The sequence below is a fragment of the Nocardia concava NBRC 100430 genome (assembly GCF_000308815.1).
GTDB lineage: Bacteria > Actinomycetota > Actinomycetes > Mycobacteriales > Mycobacteriaceae > Nocardia > Nocardia concava.
The window spans coordinates 54,224-71,231 of the sequence record NZ_BAFX01000024.1; the positions used below are offsets into that span (position 1 = coordinate 54,224).

The window sequence follows — 17,008 nt, forward strand, 5'->3', positions numbered from 1 at the left end:
TGGTTCCAATGGCAGGATCGAGGGCGTGAACAAGCCCGACCCGCAGGTGGAAATCCTCGTCGATCTGGACGCCATCGCCCATAACGTGCGCATCCTGGCCGAGCACGCCGGAGACGCCGCGGTCATGGTCGTCGTGAAGGCGGACGGGTACAACCACGGAGCCGTCGAAGTGGCACGCGCGGCGCTCGCGGCTGGTGCGCGGGAACTCGGCACCACCACGGCCGCCGAAGCGGTGGCGCTGCGGGCGGCCGGGATCACCGCCCCGATCCTGTGCTGGCTCAACACCTCCGACGCCGATTACACGAGCGCCATCGCCGCCGACATCGAACTCGGGGTCTCCTCGCTCGCACAGCTGGAGGAGGTGGCAGCGGCGGCGCGGAAGCTGGGCCGCACAGCCGTCGTGAGCCTTAAGGTCGATACCGGCCTCAACCGCAACGGCATTCCCGCCGCCGAATTCCCCGAGGTCCTCGACCTGCTCGCGCAACTGGTGGCCGAGGGCACGGTGCGCTTCCGCGCCATCTTCTCCCACCTCGCGCTGGCCGATCAGCCGGCGCATCCGGTCAATGACATGCAGCGCCAACGCTTCCTCGAATTCATCGCCACCGCCAAGGAGCACGGCCTGGAGCCGGAACTGGTGCACCTGGCGAATTCCGCTGCCGCACTGACCCGTCCGGACCTGGCCTTCGACATGGTGCGCCCCGGCATCGCCGTGTACGGCCTGTCGCCGATGCCTGAGCTGTCCGATTTCGGCCTGCGCCCGGCCATGACCTTCCGCGCCCGGGTGCTGCGGGTGAAGCGGGTCGCCGCCGGTGAGGGCGTCTCCTACGGCCACGAATGGATCGCCGAGCGCGACACCACGGTCGCCCTCGTCCCCGCCGGATACGCCGACGGCGTGCCGCGTCCGCTGGGCGGCAAGTTCTCGGTGTGGGTGGGCGGCGCGCGCCACCCGCAGATCGGCCGGGTCTGCATGGATCAGATCGTGGTGGACCTGGGCGAGAACGAAGCCGGGGTCGCGGCGGGCGATGCCGCGGTCCTGTTCGGCGGTGAGCCCGGTCACCCGCACGCGGACGAGTGGGCGCAGGCGCTGGGCACCATCAACTACGAGATCGTGTGCGGCCCGCGCGGCCGCGTCGTGCGCACCCACCTCGGCGGTGACCGATGACCGAGCAGCGCATGCTCGCCACCGTCGAGGACACCGAGGCGCTGGGCCGCGAACTCGCCGACCAGTTGCAGGCCGGGGATCTGGTCATCCTCGACGGCCCGCTGGGCGCGGGCAAGACCGCGCTCACCCGGGGCATCGCGGCGGGGCTGGGCGTCGAAGGACGGGTCAGCTCACCGACTTTCGTCATCGCCCGCCAGCATCGCGCCGGAACCCATCCGGGTGCGGTGGCGCTGGTGCACGTGGATGCGTACCGGCTCGGCGGTGATCTGGACGAGCTCGACGCCCTCGATCTGGACACCGATCTCGAGCATGCCGTCGTGGTGGTCGAATGGGGTCTGGGCGTGGCCGAACACCTGGCCGACCGCCATCTGCGGGTGCAGTTGCGCCGCGAACCGGAGTCGGATGTGCGCACCGCCGAATGGGAGTGGGTCGCCGCGAATTGATGGGCGCACCGGAAGCCACCTGATCCGCGAGTAAGTTCCCGCAGGCAGACACCACGCCGAGTGGGCTGTACCACCCGGTATCGTAAAGACAATCATGCTGATATTGGCTGTCGACACCGCGACCCCCGCCGTCACAGCGGGACTGGTGGAACTGGAACCGGCGCAACCCGGGTCGAACGCACCGCGCATCACCACGATCACCGCGAAGGTGACCGTGGACGCTCGCGCGCACAACGAGGTGCTGACCCCGCAGATTCTGGCCTGCCTGGCCGAATCCGGGCGCTCCCGTGCCGATATCGCCGCGGTCGTGGCCGGCATCGGGCCCGGCCCGTTCACCGGACTGCGCGTCGGCATGGCCACCGCGGCCGCCTTCGGCGACGCGCTCGGCGTCCCCGTGTACGGGGTGTGCAGCCTGGACGCCATCGCCGCCGACACCGAGAGCTACCTGCGCGAGAGCTCCGAGCCGACCGAACTGCTGGTCGTCACCGACGCCCGCCGCCGCGAGGTGTACTGGGCGCGCTACCGCGCCATCGGCGAGGGCAACACCCTGGCCCGCGTCGAGGGTCCCGAGGTGAGCAAGCCCGCCGATCTGGATCAGGCCGCCGCCACCGTGATCGCCGGATCCGCCTCGCACGTCGACTATTTCGACCTGCCCGTGCTGCCGGTCGAGACGCCGTCCCCGCAGGGCCTGGTGCAGGTCGCCGCCCGCGACATTCTCGCCGGCGCCGTCCCGGAGCCGCTGGTCCCTTTGTATCTGCGCCGCCCCGACGCGGTGGAGAAGAGTTACGCGCAGGTGGGCCGATGACCATCCGCATCGAACCGATGCGGCCGGCCGACGTCTCCCGCTGCGCCGAACTCGAGCAGGTGCTCTTCCCGGAGGACGATCCCTGGCACGAGGTTTCGTTCCTCTCAGAGCTGGCCGGACCGCACAACCGCTACATCACCGCGCGCGACCGCGAGGGCCGCATGGTCGGCTACGCCGGAATCGCGCTGCTGGGCAATGACGAACACCCCGAGGCCGAGATCCACACCATCGGCGTCGATCCCGCCGACCATCGGCGTGGCATCGGCACGCTGCTGCTGGAGGCCCTGCTGCTGGAGGCCGGACGCCGCGGCGGACCGGTGTTCCTCGAGGTCCGCACCGACAACGCGCCCGCCATCACGCTGTACGAGAAGCACGGCTTCCACATCATCGGCCTGCGCAAGAACTACTACCAGCCCAGCGGCGCGGACGCGTACACCATGCGACGCCCCGCCATGGCCGGGTTCCCGCAGGACGGATTCACCACCGACGCCGAGGTCTCGTCATGATCGTCATGGGTATCGAAAGCTCCTGCGACGAAACGGGAGTCGGCATCGTGCGCCGATTGCCCGACGGCTCTTGCGAACTGCTCGCCGACGAGGTCGCCTCCAGCGTGGACCAGCACGCCCGCTTCGGCGGCGTGGTGCCCGAGATCGCCTCGCGCGCACACCTCGAGGCCATCGTGCCCGCCATGCGCCGCGCGCTTGCGGCGGCCGGGATCGGCAAGCCCGACGCGCTCGCCGTCACCATCGGTCCGGGCCTGGCCGGTGCGCTGCTGGTCGGCGTCGCGGCCGCGAAAGCCTATGCGGCGGCGTGGGATATCCCGTTCTACGCGCTCAACCACCTCGGCGGGCACGTGGCCGTGGACACCCTCGAGCACGGGCCCATGCCGCCGGCGGTCGCGCTGCTGGTCTCCGGCGGGCACACCCATCTGCTGCAGGTCACCGATCTGGCGCAGCCCATCGTCGAGTTGGGCAGCACCGTCGACGACGCCGCGGGCGAGGCCTTCGACAAGGTGGCGCGCCTGCTCGGTCTCGGCTACCCGGGCGGCCCGGTGCTGGATGCCATTGCCGCCGACGGTGATCCGCACGCCATCGCCTTCCCGCGCGGCATGACCGGTCCCCGCGACGCGCGCCACGACTTCTCCTTCTCCGGCCTCAAGACCGCCGTCGCCCGCTATGTCGAAGCGGCACAACGCGAAGGCCGCGAGCTGCCTATCCCGGATATCGCCGCGTCCTTCCAGGAATCGGTCGCCGATGTGCTGACCATGAAGGCCGTGCGCGCCGCCCAGGACATCGGCGTCGACACCCTGGTGCTCGGCGGCGGCGCGACCGCCAACTCCCGCATCCGCTCGATGGCCGAAGAGCGTTGCACCGCAGCCGGTATCACCCTGCGCGTCCCCAAGCCGCGCCTGTGCACCGACAACGGCGTCATGATCGCCACCCTCGGCGCACACGTGATCGCCGGTGGCGCAAGGCCTTCCGCGCTGACCGTGGCCACCGACCCGGGTCTGCCCGTCTCGACCAGCTACCTCTGAGTCGTCGCGGCCCGGCACTGTCATCCCGGCGCGCTTTTGGCCGGGATCCACACGGCCCGTGCCGCAACCGATGTGAATGGATTCCGGCCAAAAGCGCGCCGGAATGACGGGGCGCTGTCGGGCCTTCGGGTTCGCAAGGCTGTGGATACACGACCGCGACCGGGAGTCATGGCTCCGGTCGCGGCGGGAAGTTGTTCGTTGGTGCTAGTCGGTCGGGCGGACCAGGGTTGCGGTTCCGCCATTTCCGGAGCCCGAATTCGTGTGCGAGCGGGGCGAAGGGGAGATCTTCGGCTCGGTTTCGACGGGCGGCAGGGTGGTGGTGCCGAGCAGCGGACCCAGCAGGCGGGGCAGGTCCGCGGGGAACGGGATCTGGGGTAGGTCCGGATCCGGGCGCAGCGGCGGCTGCTGCGCCGTGGTCGACGAGGGCAGCGTGGGAACGCCGGTGGCCGAACCGGTTTGGGTGGGCGGCACGGCCGGGCTGGTCCGATTGCCGTTGGCGCTGGTCGCGCCGCTGGTCGGACCGGTCGACGGGCTGGTCGAGGGCGTCGGCTGCTGCGGACCGGTCGTGGTCGGCGAGTAGTGCGTGTTCTGCGGTTCGGGCACCACGAATTCCTTGACGCCGTAACCGATGATCAGCCCGACCACCACGATCGCCCCGGCCAGCGTGCCCGCCAGCTTGGTGAAGGTGCCGATCGGCGCGTCCGAACCCAGGCCGATCACCGGGAACGCGCTCGGCGTGGTCGAATCCGCCACCAGCGCCGCGCCCTTGGCGATCGCGGCCTCCGGCTCCGGCACGGTCACCACCGGCACGTCGAGCTGACGCTCCAGCCCGACCACCATGATCGGCACGTTCGCGCCGCCGCCGATCACCGCGACCGCCTCCGGGAACTTCGGGGCTCGCGCGAACACCCCGCGCGCGAACACCGCCAGCTCCCGGAGCAGATCGGCGACGATCTCCTCGAAGTCCACCCGGGTCAGCTTGAGCGGCTGCCCGGCCACATGGTCGATGGTGACGGCCGGAACGACCGACAGATGCTCCTTGGCCGCACGGCTGCGATTGAGCAGGATGCCGCGGTTGGGCCGGATACCGCGGCGCGAGAGATGGCAGTCCAGCAGGTGCTGCAGGATCAGCTCGTCGATGGCATTGCCGCCGATGGCGGTGGTGCGCTCGGACCGCAGCACGGTGTCGTCCGCGTGATCGGCCACGGTGACCGTGGTTCCGGTCGCGCCGATATCGATGACCGCGACCGTGTCCCAGCGGTCCAGCAGGCCCGTGTGCCGCAGATAGGCCAGGGCCGCGGTGGTCTCCGGGATGAGATGGACGCCGTGGCGCTGCCGTCCGATGGCCGAGCGGATGATCTGGGCCTGTTCCGGTCCCGATAGGCGACGGCGATGTCGCCGGGCGGGGCCGGGTCCGGCTCGTGATGGCCGGCGGTCCGGGCGACCGGATGCGCGCCGACCGGATGCACCACATCGCGCGGGATCTGGGTCGTCATCAGCTCGATGGAGGACGCCACGAGGTCACCGAGGTCGGAGTGGGCCGTATCGGCCGTCACGACCCGGTAATCGAAGTTCTGGGCGCCGTTGGGCGCGGTGGCGACCGTTGCCGAGCACACCACCTCGCTCCCGGCCGAAATGCCGAGGGATGTTCGCATGTTCACCTCCCTTCGAGCGGATGGTCCCAGTGGAGACGACCATCTCGAACGGACTCCGGACGTGCCCGATGGGTTGCGGGCGAATCCGGCGAGCTACGGATCGCGGCGGGACCTTGTCCGATGGGGCATCCGGACCTGCCACTGATCACTTGCGGTCTTGCTCTCTTCTCGAGCCCGCGCGGAGGGTGGCCGCGCGGTTAGCGGGGTGAAGCAGTTGTGTGACTCTCGACGGCGCGCGTGATGAGACCGATTCGGTCCCGCCGCGTGGCCGTCGTCAATGGTGTCACAATCCGTTATCCGAACGTTACAGATTTTCGGATTTCTTTGGAAGCCCTCAGATTCCCGGGCCGTCGTGTCGGCGAGTCGCTCTATGCAGCGGAGTTACCGGGCCTGTCCAGCGGCGTTACGGGTAACGCGCGGTTGCGGGTAGCAGTGCCCGGCCTTGAGCGCTGGCACTCACGTGTATAGAGTGCTAGGAGGCACCGGTTTAGTGCTGAGGTGCCAGCTGATGACTACTACGCAGGGGTCCCGGCACCCGCGACGACGGGGCTGATTGCGCAGGGGTCACACAAGACCGAAACCGTGAGTCCGGGGAACAGCCCCGGGCGCGAAGAATCCCCTGAAAGTGGAGGGCTCAACGTGGCGAGCGTGAACATCAAGCCGCTCGAGGACAAGATCCTCGTCCAGGCCAACGAGGCCGAAACCACCACCGCCTCCGGCCTGGTCATCCCCGACACGGCGAAGGAGAAGCCCCAGGAGGGCACCGTCATCGCCGTCGGCCCCGGCCGCTGGGACGAGGACGGCGAGAAGCGCATCCCGCTCGACGTCAAGGAAGGCGACGTCGTCATCTACAGCAAGTACGGCGGCACCGAGATCAAGTACAACGGCTCCGAGTACCTGATCCTCTCGGCTCGCGACCTGCTGGCTGTCGTCACCAAGTAAGGGACGCACCAACTCTCGGGGCTCTGAGGGGGCTTCGGCCCCCGAACCCCCGGATTCCGCCCCGGAGTCGTAGCTGCCCATACAGCAATTCGGCCCCGGGGCGGAGTGTGTTCCGGCCCAACTCATTTCAGGAGTAGGTAAATGGCAAAGCAGATCGAGTTCGACGAGAAGGCTCGTCGGGCCATGGAGCGCGGCGTCGACAAGCTCGCCGACGCCGTCAAGGTCACCCTGGGCCCGCGTGGCCGGCATGTCGTGCTGGCCAAGGCCTTCGGCGGACCCACCGTCACCAACGACGGTGTCACCATCGCCCGTGACATCGACCTCGAGGACCCGTTCGAGAACCTGGGCGCGCAGCTGGTCAAGAGCGTCGCCACCAAGACCAACGATGTCGCCGGCGACGGCACCACCACCGCCACCGTGCTGGCGCAGGCGCTCATCAAGGGCGGCCTGAAGAACATCGCCGCGGGCGCGAACCCGATGACCCTGGGCAAGGGCATGAGCAAGGCCGCCGACGCCGTCGCCGCCGCCCTGCACGCCGCCGCCACCCCGGTCGATGGCGAGAAGGCCATCGCGCAGGTCGCCACCGTGTCCTCGCGCGACGAGGAGATCGGCGCGCTGGTCGCCCAGGCGCTGACCAAGGTCGGCAAGGACGGCGTCGTCACCATCGAGGAGTCCTCGGGTCTGCAGACCGAGGTCGTCATCACCGAGGGCGTGCAGTTCGACAAGGGCTACCTGTCCCCGTACTTCGTCACCGACCCGGAGACCATGCAGGCGGTCTACGAGGACGCGTGGATCCTGCTGAACCGCGAGAAGATCTCGTCGCTGCCGGATCTGCTGCCGCTGCTCGAGAAGATCGCGGAATCCGGCAAGCCGGTCGTGATCATCGCCGAGGACGTCGACGGCGAGGCGCTGTCCACCCTGGTGGTCAACGCGATCCGCAAGACCCTCAAGGTGGTCGCGGTGAAGGCCCCGTTCTTCGGTGACCGCCGCAAGGCGTTCCTCGACGACCTGGGCATCGTCACCGGCGGCACCGTGGTCAACCCCGACCTGGGCATCACCCTGCGTGAGGCCGGCCTGGACGTGCTGGGCAAGGCCCGCCGCGTCGTGGTCACCAAGGACGAGACCACCATCGTCGAGGGCGCGGGCTCGCAGGCCGACATCGACGGCCGGGTCGCGCAGCTGCGCAAGGAGATCGAGAACACCGACTCCGACTGGGACCGCGAGAAGCTGGAAGAGCGCCTGGCCAAGCTGGCCGGCGGCGTCGCCGTCATCAAGGTCGGCGCGGCCACCGAGACCGAGCTCAAGGAGCGCAAGTACCGCGTGGAGGACGCCGTGTCGTCCGCCAAGGCCGCGGTCGCCGAGGGCATCGTCCCCGGCGGCGGCACCGCCCTGGTCCAGGCCGCCGCGACCCTGAACGCCCTGCGCGACTCGCTCTCCGGCGACGAGGCGGTCGGCGTCGAGGTCGTGCGCCAGGCCCTGCTGGCCCCGCTGTTCTGGATCGCCAGCAACGCGGGCGTCGACGGCGCGGTCGTGGTCTCCAAGGTCACCGACGGCAAGGACGGCTTCAACGCCGCCACCCTCAGCTACGGCGACCTGGTCGCCGAGGGCGTCATCGACCCGGTCAAGGTCACCCGCTCGGCGGTGGAGAACGCCACCTCGGTGGCCCGGATGGTCCTCACCACCGAGTCCGCCATCGTGGACAAGCCGGCCGAGGAGCCGGCCGACGCCCACCACGGCCACTCGCACTGAGGCTGAATAACGGCTGACCCCAGCCGAACCCGAGGCCCCCGGACGGATTCCGTCCGGGGGCCTCGTCGTCGATGGCGAAGCCGTCAGCGGGTTGGGGTGGGCGTCGGGGTCAGCCAGTTCGGCGGGAGCGGCTTGTAGACCACGGGGTACGAGAGCCCGGCGGGGCCCCCGTGCGCGGGCTGGTCCTCATCGGGATAGGCGAACATCACCATGCCGGTGACCATGAGCGTGACCGCCGCGGTGACGCCAAGCAGTATGCGCAGGTGACCGAGGGTGGAAAGGCCGCGGGGTGCCGCGATCCGGGGTGGCGGCATGAGGTAGACGGGAGGAAGTGGCATACCGGGCGATCCGATCCTGAGGCGGCATGAATTCTCATGGCGCGCACGGGGTTCTGCTGGTCGGATCGCCCGGTGTGCAGTGGGTGTTACGGGCAAAGCTGGCATCGAGAACCGGTCGGGCGACCTGAATCGGAGGCATGCGAAAAGGCGCAGGGGTGTTGGCGGCTTGCTCCGGCTGCTTCTCGGTTGGGGTTTCAGGGGCTTGCCCCTGAGAGTTTCGAGAGCTGGCTAATCGCGGACCGGCTGGTTGGTGCGGCCGTTGCCGTGGTGGAAATGGGTGGGGGAGCGGTGAATGGCGGTCGGCGGGGGTGGATCTGTAGCTATCGCGGCGAGAAGGCGATCGCGGAGGGCGGGCGGTGGCGTCACGGCCACCGTCGACGCGGCCAGCGCGAGCGCTTCTCGGGTCTGCTGCACTTCCTGGGTGAAGGCGGCGCGCAGTACCGAATCGTCGGTATCCAAGATATCCGCCACTGCGCGCTGATCTTCGTCGCCGATCGATCCGAGCGCGACAGTGTGCGCGAGATCGATCTGGCTTTCGTTCATCTCACGTCACTCCCAAACTTTTCTTGAGTCGTGTCAGGCCATCCCGTATACGGGACTTAACGGTAGGTAACCCTACGCCCAGATATGCCGCTACCTCGGCATATGTGCGCCCACCGAAGTAGGCGAGGGAGATGGCTTCCCGTTGTGTCTCGGTCAACGTGGCCAGGCCGGCGAGTACCGCCTGCTGCTCCAGCCGTCGTCCGACTTCTTCGGTGACTTCATCGAATTCGTTACCGAGAGTGCTGGTGCCGTAGGCGACTTCGCGTTGCGCGTGCGCCTGCTCGGCACGGACTCTGTCGACCGCGCGTCGGTGGGCCAGCGTCATCAGCCAGGTGACCGCCGAGCCCTTGTTCGGGTCGAAATTGGATGCCGTACGCCAGATCTGGAGATAGACCTCCTGCGTGGTCTCCTCCGCGTATCCCGGATCGTGTAGCACGCGTAGGACCAGGCCGAAGACTCGCGCGCTGGTGCGGTCGTACAGCTCGGCGAAGGCCTGCTGATCCGACTGCCCGCAACGTTCGAGAAGTGCGGCGAGTTCGAGACTTTCGGCTGCGCGCGCCGTCACCGCAGAGTTCACGCTCGGTGTTTCCACCCGTCCGTCCCTCGAACTCTGGAACGAGTCGCCCTCTGCGGCAGGCGGCCGCGTTGTCACAACGCTCCGTTCTGTGTCATCGGCCACGAGGGTAGCGTGCCGCTATGACCTCCTCTCGGGTGGGGGTATCGGCAAAGCGACTGTGGCACAGCGGTTTTCCGTTTTGCACCGAAACGCCGCAATCGTGGCATGGAAGACACGCCGGGGCGCGCGGGGCAACACCGGCCCCCGCCAAGCGGTGCCGAGTGTTTGCTAGACATTCGGCACGCCTACGCGGACGGATGGGAAAAATCTCGAGCCGACCCCGCCGCCCGCATCAGCGACACCGCTGGTGAACACCAGTCACGCGGGTTTGCTCGCGGACCGGGGCAACCCGGTCCGCGAGCCCGATGAACGACTGGGCAAGCGCCCGAACCGAACCCACCGCCCCGAACCGCCGAGCGTCCGGATTCGCGTAAAGGGGTCTTGTCGAATGGGATTCGGGGCGAAGTCCCCGAGAGCCCCGAGAGGCGGTTACGCGACGACGCGGCGGCGAGTGCGGCGCGCGTGCAGTTCGCGCTCGGTCTCGGACATGCCGCCCCAGATGCCGTACGGCTCACTGACCTTCAGGGCGTGCGAGCGGCAGTGCAGCAGCACCGGGCAGCTCTTGCAGATTTCCTTGGCACGCAGCTCGCGCTGGGAGCGCGCACGGCCGCGTTCGCCGTCGGGATGGAAGAACACCGACGAGTCCTGGCCGCGGCAGGAACCGCGCATTTGCCAATCCCATACGTCGGCGTTCGGACCAGGGAGGTGGGTCGGCATGGGCATGGTGAACTCCTTGTGGTGCGAGCTCGTCGGCATTGTCGAGCGGTGCTGGTGGCAAACAGGTGGCCGCATCGCCGTGGCCCGGCGATCGCACTTCATTGGCTCCGCAATTCAACGCGACGCCAACGATGGCGATGTCGTACGTTAGGTCGAACAACGAAATCGAGTCAATAGCCACATTCCGCTCGAGCCTAATACCTGCGCATTAGAGAATTAACATCCTCTCTATTTACAAACTGGCCTCTCTGTGGTGATACTGTTCGGTTGCCCAACAGCGTGACCAAGCTGTGATAGCCCATCCGACTCGACGAAATACCTGGTCGCAGCACATTTTCGAGCGTCAATACCTGTCACGCGATCTATGCAAGCATCGCGATCAGAGTGATCTCAGCCATTGGACAACTCGTGCTGAGTAGGGTAGAGATGGCCGCTTCGAGGCGTTCAGGTTAATAGCGCGAAACGCCATACGAATTCCTAACGGGCGTGCTAGCGGATAGCGAGAACAGATTTACGGAGTGGAAACACAAAGCCCCTTGTGAATGCTGATGGTTAGCTGCGGAAGTGTGATATGGCGGCTGCCCTCACTTGCCCGAGCGCTGGTTAGAGTGCGGCTGTGCCTGTGCTCGAAGTGAACTCCGAACTCGCCGACGCCGCCTTCGGCGCCGCGCCCGAACGCGCTGCCATCGGGTTGCCCACACCCGCCGACGCCCATGAATCCTGGCTGCGGGCGGTCGCGCTGGGCGGTACCGGGCACTATGCGGCCGCGCGCGCCGAACTCTCCCGCGCCCGCCGCGCCACTACCGATCCGGTGCTGCTGTCGTTCACCCTCAGCACCGAGGCCTCCCTACTGCGCCAGCTCGGCTGGCACAGTCACGCCGCTGGCGTGGATGGCCGCGCCGCCGCGCTGGTGCTGCCGGCCATCCCCGGCCTCCCCCGGATCCCGGCCACGACGTCCGCCGATATCCGTCGCGCCGAGGCCGTTTGCGACGCGTTGACCGGCCTCGCCGCCGATGCCCTCGGCACCCTCCGCCCGGCGCTTGCCGCCCGGCTGCTGAACCGTTGCCGAAAGCACCTCGACAGTCATCTCGGCGAGGCGGACAGTGCGTGGCGTCCCCGCCTGCGCCTGCACTGGGTGTCTGCCGAGACGGCGCTGTCCGCCCCCGGGTCCGGACTGATCTCCGCCCCCGCCGTCAACCCCGCTGCCGAACCGCTCGCGTCCGCCGCCGATCCGGCCCTGGCCCACGCCGAGGCCGCCGTCGCCCTCGCCGAAAACTCGCCCTCGCTGCGGCATCGAGTCAAATCCCGGCTACTGCTGGCCGCCGCCAGCGCCGCCGCCGGTGATCTCGACCGATCCCGCGCTCTCGCAACCGAAGTCGATCGCGCATGTCGCGAACACGAGCTGCTACCCCTGCGCTGGGCCTGCGCCATGCTCCGCTCGGGCGTCGAACCCGCCGGTGACGGAACCGAGGTCGCCGCCGAGTGCGCCCGGTTGCTGGATGCTCGCGGTGGGCGATTGCGTTCGGCGAGCGAGGTTCTCGGCCGACCCTGAGGGGTCCCGGGGACTTCCCTGAGTCGTCCCCGAGAAGCACCCCGTAACGCCTGGCATGAATGCGCCAGCCGCTATTGTTGGACCGTTCCGCCCCTCCGCGGAAGCACCGGCCCTCCCGCCGCCGTGCCCTCTCGTAAACGCCAGGAACAGCTCTGACGATGAACAACACGGGTGAGGAGTTGGATCCCGCTGTCGTCGCTGCCGCAGCGCAGGGCGACCGGGCGGCCCTTTCCCAGGTACTTGTGAGCATCCGCCCCCTGGTGGTGCGGTATTGCCGTGCGCGTATCGGAGCGGCCGAACGTGGCCAGCTCTCCGCTGACGACGTTGCGCAGGAGGTTTGTCTGGCCGTTATGACCGCCCTCCCCAGGTATCAGGATCAGGGTCGGCCGTTCATGGCTTTCGTCTACGGCATCGCCTCGCACAAGGTCGCGGACGCCCACAGAAATTCCGCCCGTAACAAGGCGGACGCCATGGCCGAAGTACCGGATGTCATATCCACCGACCAGGGGCCGGAGCAGCGAGCTCTCGAATCCGAAACGAGCCGACAGATGAACGCTCTGTTGGCGACTTTGCCGGAGAAGCATCGGGAAATCCTGATCCTGCGCTTGGTCATGGGTCTGTCGGCTGAAGAAACCGCAGTCGCCGTGGGCAGTACGGCGGGTGCTATACGAGTCGCCCAGCACCGGGCACTCGCGAAACTCAAGTCTCAAGTGGCGAGGGCAGGTGAAATGTATGGCTAGGGATGGCGAGCGCGGTCGGGGCGACTGGAAGGCGCGACCTGGATCGCAGAACAGCGGTCCCTACGCCGAGGCGTCCGGTGATACCGGGCCGGTGGACATCGCCGCGGTGCGACGCGACGATGCGCTGATCGACGCCATCTCCGGCGACGGTCCCGTCCAGACGGGCACCTCGGAGGAATATCAGCTCGCGGCCCTGCTGGCGGACTGGCGTGCGGAAATCCTGGCCGAGCCGTTGCCGGCCGGACCGGACCTGGATGCCATTGTCGCAGCGGTCAATCAGGAGATCGGCGCGCGGCAGGCGCGGATCGGTGCGACGAACCGGGGGCGACTACGGCTGGTGCGTCCGATTCTGGGCGCGGCTGCGGCGTTGGCATTGATCTTCGGCGGTCTGACGGCGTTCTCCTACAACGCGAATCCCGGTGGTCCGCTGTGGCCGCTCAAGGAGGTCGTGTTCAGCGAGGCGGCCCAGTCCACCGTGGTCGCGCGGGCGGACGACAGCCTGGAGCAGGCGAAGGAGTATCTGGCGCAGGACAAGCCGGAAGAGGCGAAGAAGGCGCTGGAGAAGGCGGCCGCAAACGCGTCCGACGTCAACGACTCCTCCAAGAAGGACGTTCTGACCGATCGCTGGCAGCAACTGTTCGTGCAATTGCAGCAGGCGGCGCCGACGATCGCGAAGTCCTTGGAGCCGCTGGCACCGACCACCACCAAGGTGCCGGTCGTCACGACCACGCCCGCCCCGGTGGACACCCTGGTGCCGCCGACCGAGCCGAGCGGTAATCCCTCGACCACGGTCGACCCGCGAGCAGTCAGCCCGAACCCGAATCCGTCTACGGGCGGCAATGTTTCGACGCTGCCGACCACGCCGCCGGTGACAACCGTTCCGACGCAACCGTCTTCGGAGCCGACCGAACCGGCGACCCCGCCGACCGGTGGCCCGGCGACCACGACCGTGGTGGTTCCGACCGGTGGCAATACCGGTGGCGGCACCACCGCCGGTGGCACGCCGCCGGTGCAACCGTCGGCGGACCACGCGTCGCCGGCGGTACCGGTGGTCCCGACCACGCTCAATCTGCCGACCGGTGGCGTCGTGGTGCCGACCCACTAGCTTCACCCAGCTTCACCCGATCGCCCTGCGGCGGTCGGTTTCTCATGCGGCTTGTCATGAATGAAACCGGCCCCGCAGGCGTGCGGCGGACATACGAGAAGGGCCCGCATCCTCGGGATGCGGGCCCTTCTCGAATTATCAGACGTCGAACCCGTCGAAGCCGTCGCCGTGCAGCGCCTCGTTCATCGAGGCATCCGCGTAGCCGCGGCAGTAATCCCAGGTGACGTACGCCTCGGGCGTCGGGTCGTAGGCGGGCTCGTGCGGTCGCACCGTGCCGTCCACCAATAGCTGGAGGAGGTTGGCGCGCAACATGTCCCAGTCGTGGTAGTGATCCTGTCGACAGTCCTCGCAGCTGACCACCAGACCGCGGATGCCGCGGTGGGCCAGCAGTGCCTCGTAGACGGCGAGATCGGCGAGATCCTCTTCGACCGCTAGGCGCTCGTGAGGATCCAGCGGCTCCCCCGGCTCGATGGCATCGAGCGCGGCCGACGGGTCGGAGGGGTCTCCGGCGAACGGATCCGGCGGCAAGCCAGGTGGTAGATGGTCACGCACAGTCCCACGGTACGCAGAACCACCCCTTGTGCGCCAGCGCTGAAGGGGATTTGCCCTCACTTCGCTGGTGGCGGAGCACACAGTGATGTCGTGGCAGTCGACACACTAATGGCATAGCCGACAAACCGCAGCGGTTGTGGCGGTTGCGACATGGCGGTAAGGGCTGCTGACACTGCGCCGTCGGGGCCGCACACGCTGTGCCGTCGAAGCCGCTGAGGCTGTGCCGTCGGGGCCGCTGAGGCGGGGTCGGGCGGATGCGGTCCGGAATTCGCGGACCGATACCATGGTTCTTCAAAGGCCGGGTGGTAAACGCCAGGCATTGCCATTCATCCACGCGTCCGCCGGTGCCCGGTCCGGCGGACGATGCCGAGGCCAGGAGGGGTCGATCCGAATGAGCAGTCCCGTGACGGGCGAACGAAACACGTCCCGCCCCCATACGGGTGGAGACGATCCGAACAAGATCGCCATGCTCGGCCTCACCTTCGACGATGTGCTGCTGCTGCCGGCGGCCTCGGATCTGATTCCGAGCTCCGTCGACACCTCCAGCAAGCTGACCCGCGACATCTCGCTGCGCACCCCGCTGGTGAGTTCGGCCATGGACACCGTCACCGAGGCGCGCATGGCCATCGCCATGGCGCGTGCGGGCGGAATGGGTGTGCTGCACCGCAATCTGTCGATCGAGGCGCAGGCCGCGCAGGCCGAGACCGTGAAGCGGTCCGAGGCCGGCATGGTGACCGATCCGGTGACCTGTCGTCCCGATGACACCCTCGCCGAGGTCGACGCCATGTGCGCGCGCTTCCGCATCTCCGGTCTGCCCGTGGTGGACGACAGAGGCATTCTGATCGGCATCATCACCAACCGCGATATGCGTTTCGAGGTCGATCAGGACCGCAAGGTCGAAGAGGTGATGACCCCGGCGCCGCTGATCACCGCGCAGGAGGGCGTCACCGCCGAGGCCGCGCTGGGCCTGCTGCGCCGCCACAAGATCGAGAAGCTGCCGATCGTGGACGGCTCGGGCAAGCTGCGCGGGCTCATCACGGTCAAGGACTTCGTCAAGACCGAGCAATACCCGAACGCCACCAAGGACCGCGACGGGCGACTGCTCGTGGGCGCGGCCGTGGGTGTCGGCGAGGACGCCTGGAACCGGGCCATGACGCTGGCCGAGGTCGGCGTGGACGTGCTCATCGTGGACACCGCGCACGGCCACCAGTCCGGTGTGCTGCAGATGGTTTCCAAGATCAAGGCCGAGGTCGGCGACCGGGTGCAGATCGTCGGCGGCAATGTCGCGACCCGCGCCGGTGCGCTGGCGCTGGTCGAGGCGGGCGTGGACGCGGTGAAGGTGGGTGTGGGCCCCGGCTCCATCTGCACCACCCGCGTGGTCGCCGGTGTCGGCGCGCCGCAGATCACCGCGATCCTGGAGGCCACCGCGGCGTGCAAGCCGCACGGTGTGCCGGTCATCGCCGACGGCGGCGTGCAGTACTCCGGTGACATCGCCAAGGCCATCGCGGCCGGTGCGTCGACCGTCATGCTGGGTTCGCTGCTGGCCGGTACCGCCGAGTCGCCGGGCGATCTGATCCTGGTGGGCGGCAAGCAGTTCAAGAGCTACCGCGGCATGGGTTCGCTGGGCGCCATGCAGGGGCGTGGCGAGGCCAAGTCCTACTCCAAGGACCGCTACTTCCAGGACGACGTGCTGTCGGAGAAGAAGCTGGTGCCCGAGGGCATCGAGGGCCGGGTGCCGTTCCGCGGCCCGCTGGACCAGGTGATCCACCAGCTGGTCGGCGGTCTTCGCGCGGCCATGGGTTACACCGGCGCGCAGACCATTCCGGATCTGCAGGCGGCCCAGTTCGTGCAGATCACGGCGGCGGGCCTGAAGGAGTCGCACCCGCACGACATCACCATGACCGTCGAGGCTCCCAACTACACCACTCGTTCGTAGCCGGACCGAACCGGTTCGCGGAAGTACCGCGGACCGGTTTTGTCATGTCTGGCAACCGAACTCGAAAGGACTGAACAACGATGCGCGATATGGTCGAGATCGGCATGGGCCGCACGGCTCGGCGCACCTACGAGCTGGACGATATCGACATCGTGCCCTCGCGGCGGACCCGCTCGTCCAAGCAGGTCTCGCTGGCGTGGCAGCTGGACGCGTACCGCTTCGAGATCCCCTTCCTGGCGCACCCGACCGACGCCCTGGTGTCGCCGTCGTTCGCCATCGAGCTGGGCAAGGCCGGCGGGCTGGGCGTCATCAACGGTGAGGGTCTGTGGGCCCGGCACGCCGATGTGGACGCCAAGATCCAGCGGCTGACCGAGATCGCGGAGAAGGAGGGCACCGAGGCGGCCGTCGCGGCGCTGCAGGAGCTGCACGCCGCGCCGATGCAGCCGGATCTGCTGGCCGCCGCGGTCGCCGAGGTGCGCGCCGCCGGTGTCACCACCGCGGTGCGGGTGAGCCCGCAGAACGCGCGGGCGCTGACCCCGGCGCTGGTGCAGGCGGGCAT

The 17,008-nt window shown here is 68.3% G+C and carries 18 protein-coding genes; 12 read left to right on the plus strand and 6 right to left on the minus strand.

The genetic code is table 11. The annotated features are described in order from the left end of the window. Positions 1-25 precede the first annotated feature (25 nt). The 5 genes from alr to tsaD all read left to right on the plus strand — a co-directional run bounded on the left by alr (position 26) and on the right by tsaD (position 3,944). On the plus strand, positions 26-1,162 hold the full coding sequence (alr, locus tag ON43_RS06445; RefSeq protein ID WP_245568492.1) for an alanine racemase: 1,137 nt from the start codon (positions 26-28) through the stop codon (positions 1,160-1,162). Next, entirely contained in the window at positions 1,159-1,605 is a 447-nt protein-coding gene (tsaE, locus tag ON43_RS06450; RefSeq protein ID WP_040804643.1) for a tRNA (adenosine(37)-N6)-threonylcarbamoyltransferase complex ATPase subunit type 1 TsaE, read from the plus strand. The genes alr and tsaE overlap by 4 nt, the downstream gene beginning before the upstream one ends. 94 nt (positions 1,606-1,699) lie before the next feature. Then, entirely contained in the window at positions 1,700-2,410 is a 711-nt protein-coding gene (gene tsaB / locus ON43_RS06455) for a tRNA (adenosine(37)-N6)-threonylcarbamoyltransferase complex dimerization subunit type 1 TsaB (protein WP_040804645.1), read from the plus strand. After that, entirely contained in the window at positions 2,407-2,916 is a 510-nt protein-coding gene (gene rimI, locus ON43_RS06460) for a ribosomal protein S18-alanine N-acetyltransferase (protein ID WP_051178016.1), read from the plus strand. The genes tsaB and rimI overlap by 4 nt, the downstream gene beginning before the upstream one ends. Then, positions 2,913-3,944, plus strand: coding sequence for a tRNA (adenosine(37)-N6)-threonylcarbamoyltransferase complex transferase subunit TsaD (tsaD, locus tag ON43_RS06465; protein WP_040804646.1), 1,032 nt, complete (start codon positions 2,913-2,915; stop codon positions 3,942-3,944). The genes rimI and tsaD overlap by 4 nt, the downstream gene beginning before the upstream one ends. A gap of 204 nt (positions 3,945-4,148) precedes the next feature. Here the strand turns inward: tsaD and ON43_RS42220 are convergent, their stop codons facing one another. Further along, the gene (locus tag ON43_RS42220; RefSeq protein ID WP_306304957.1) at positions 4,149-5,303 is read right to left on the minus strand and encodes a DUF7159 family protein; all 1,155 of its coding nucleotides are present in this window, start codon (positions 5,301-5,303) and stop codon (positions 4,149-4,151) included. Positions 5,304-6,238: 935 nt separating this feature from the next. Between ON43_RS42220 and groES the strand changes: the two genes are divergently transcribed. Both groES and groL read left to right on the plus strand, forming a co-directional pair. Next, positions 6,239-6,541 carry a co-chaperone GroES gene (groES, locus tag ON43_RS06475; RefSeq protein WP_033086015.1) on the plus strand — a complete coding sequence of 101 codons (303 nt, stop codon included), beginning with the start codon at positions 6,239-6,241 and terminating at the stop codon, positions 6,539-6,541. A 141-nt stretch (positions 6,542-6,682) separates the two neighbouring features. Continuing rightward, the gene (gene groL / locus ON43_RS06480; RefSeq protein WP_040804648.1) at positions 6,683-8,290 is read left to right on the plus strand and encodes a chaperonin GroEL; all 1,608 of its coding nucleotides are present in this window, start codon (positions 6,683-6,685) and stop codon (positions 8,288-8,290) included. A gap of 83 nt (positions 8,291-8,373) precedes the next feature. Here the strand turns inward: groL and ON43_RS06485 are convergent, their stop codons facing one another. The 4 genes from ON43_RS06485 to ON43_RS06500 all read right to left on the minus strand — a co-directional run bounded on the left by ON43_RS06485 (position 8,374) and on the right by ON43_RS06500 (position 10,570). Next, positions 8,374-8,628, minus strand: a complete 255-nt coding sequence (locus ON43_RS06485) for a hypothetical protein (protein ID WP_157513935.1) — start codon at positions 8,626-8,628, stop codon at positions 8,374-8,376. 228 nt (positions 8,629-8,856) lie between these two features. Further along, entirely contained in the window at positions 8,857-9,171 is a 315-nt protein-coding gene (locus ON43_RS06490; protein ID WP_245568493.1) for an RskA family anti-sigma factor, read from the minus strand. A 1-nt stretch (position 9,172) separates the two neighbouring features. Further along, entirely contained in the window at positions 9,173-9,748 is a 576-nt protein-coding gene (locus ON43_RS06495) for a sigma-70 family RNA polymerase sigma factor (RefSeq protein ID WP_040804653.1), read from the minus strand. Between the two features lie 528 nt (positions 9,749-10,276). Continuing rightward, positions 10,277-10,570 (minus strand): WhiB family transcriptional regulator, encoded by a 294-nt coding sequence (locus ON43_RS06500; protein WP_040804713.1) that lies wholly within the window; start codon positions 10,568-10,570, stop codon positions 10,277-10,279. Positions 10,571-11,180: 610 nt separating this feature from the next. Here ON43_RS06500 and ON43_RS06505 point away from each other — a divergent pair. The 3 genes from ON43_RS06505 (at position 11,181) to ON43_RS06515 (ending at position 13,961) form a co-directional block, all read left to right on the plus strand. Then, on the plus strand, positions 11,181-12,116 hold the full coding sequence (locus ON43_RS06505) for a hypothetical protein (protein WP_040804656.1): 936 nt from the start codon (positions 11,181-11,183) through the stop codon (positions 12,114-12,116). Positions 12,117-12,274: 158 nt separating this feature from the next. Further along, positions 12,275-12,856 (plus strand): sigma-70 family RNA polymerase sigma factor, encoded by a 582-nt coding sequence (locus ON43_RS06510; RefSeq protein WP_040804659.1) that lies wholly within the window; start codon positions 12,275-12,277, stop codon positions 12,854-12,856. Further along, complete coding sequence (locus ON43_RS06515; protein WP_083913200.1) at positions 12,849-13,961, plus strand: anti-sigma-D factor RsdA; 1,113 nt, start codon at positions 12,849-12,851, stop codon at positions 13,959-13,961. The genes ON43_RS06510 and ON43_RS06515 overlap by 8 nt, the downstream gene beginning before the upstream one ends. A gap of 138 nt (positions 13,962-14,099) precedes the next feature. On the opposite strand, the gene ON43_RS06520 is transcribed toward ON43_RS06515, so the two are convergent. Next, positions 14,100-14,513, minus strand: a complete 414-nt coding sequence (locus ON43_RS06520; protein ID WP_029923780.1) for a DUF5319 domain-containing protein — start codon at positions 14,511-14,513, stop codon at positions 14,100-14,102. A gap of 391 nt (positions 14,514-14,904) precedes the next feature. Between ON43_RS06520 and guaB the strand changes: the two genes are divergently transcribed. Both guaB and ON43_RS06530 read left to right on the plus strand, forming a co-directional pair. Continuing rightward, positions 14,905-16,449 carry an IMP dehydrogenase gene (guaB, locus tag ON43_RS06525; RefSeq protein WP_083913201.1) on the plus strand — a complete coding sequence of 515 codons (1,545 nt, stop codon included), beginning with the start codon at positions 14,905-14,907 and terminating at the stop codon, positions 16,447-16,449. An 80-nt stretch (positions 16,450-16,529) separates the two neighbouring features. Continuing rightward, the coding region (locus tag ON43_RS06530) for an IMP dehydrogenase (protein WP_040804667.1) at positions 16,530-17,008 on the plus strand (479 nt) is incomplete at its 3' end.

Bases quoted from the DNA above. Each gene is read 5' to 3' on its own strand.
- tsaB (WP_040804645.1), top strand. From the start codon at position 1,700: ATGCTGATATTGGCTGTCGACACCGCGACCCCCGCCGTCACAGCGGGA.
- ON43_RS06515 (WP_083913200.1), top strand. From the start codon at position 12,849: ATGGCTAGGGATGGCGAGCGCGGTCGGGGCGACTGGAAGGCGCGACCT.
- rimI (WP_051178016.1), top strand. From the start codon at position 2,407: ATGACCATCCGCATCGAACCGATGCGGCCGGCCGACGTCTCCCGCTGC.
- ON43_RS06510 (WP_040804659.1), top strand. From the start codon at position 12,275: ATGAACAACACGGGTGAGGAGTTGGATCCCGCTGTCGTCGCTGCCGCA.
- guaB (WP_083913201.1), top strand. From the start codon at position 14,905: ATGAGCAGTCCCGTGACGGGCGAACGAAACACGTCCCGCCCCCATACG.
- tsaE (WP_040804643.1), top strand. From the start codon at position 1,159: ATGACCGAGCAGCGCATGCTCGCCACCGTCGAGGACACCGAGGCGCTG.
- ON43_RS06490 (WP_245568493.1), bottom strand. From the start codon at position 9,171: ATGAACGAAAGCCAGATCGATCTCGCGCACACTGTCGCGCTCGGATCG.
- tsaD (WP_040804646.1), top strand. From the start codon at position 2,913: ATGATCGTCATGGGTATCGAAAGCTCCTGCGACGAAACGGGAGTCGGC.
- ON43_RS06500 (WP_040804713.1), bottom strand. From the start codon at position 10,570: ATGCCCATGCCGACCCACCTCCCTGGTCCGAACGCCGACGTATGGGAT.
- ON43_RS06485 (WP_157513935.1), bottom strand. From the start codon at position 8,628: ATGCCACTTCCTCCCGTCTACCTCATGCCGCCACCCCGGATCGCGGCA.
- groL (WP_040804648.1), top strand. From the start codon at position 6,683: ATGGCAAAGCAGATCGAGTTCGACGAGAAGGCTCGTCGGGCCATGGAG.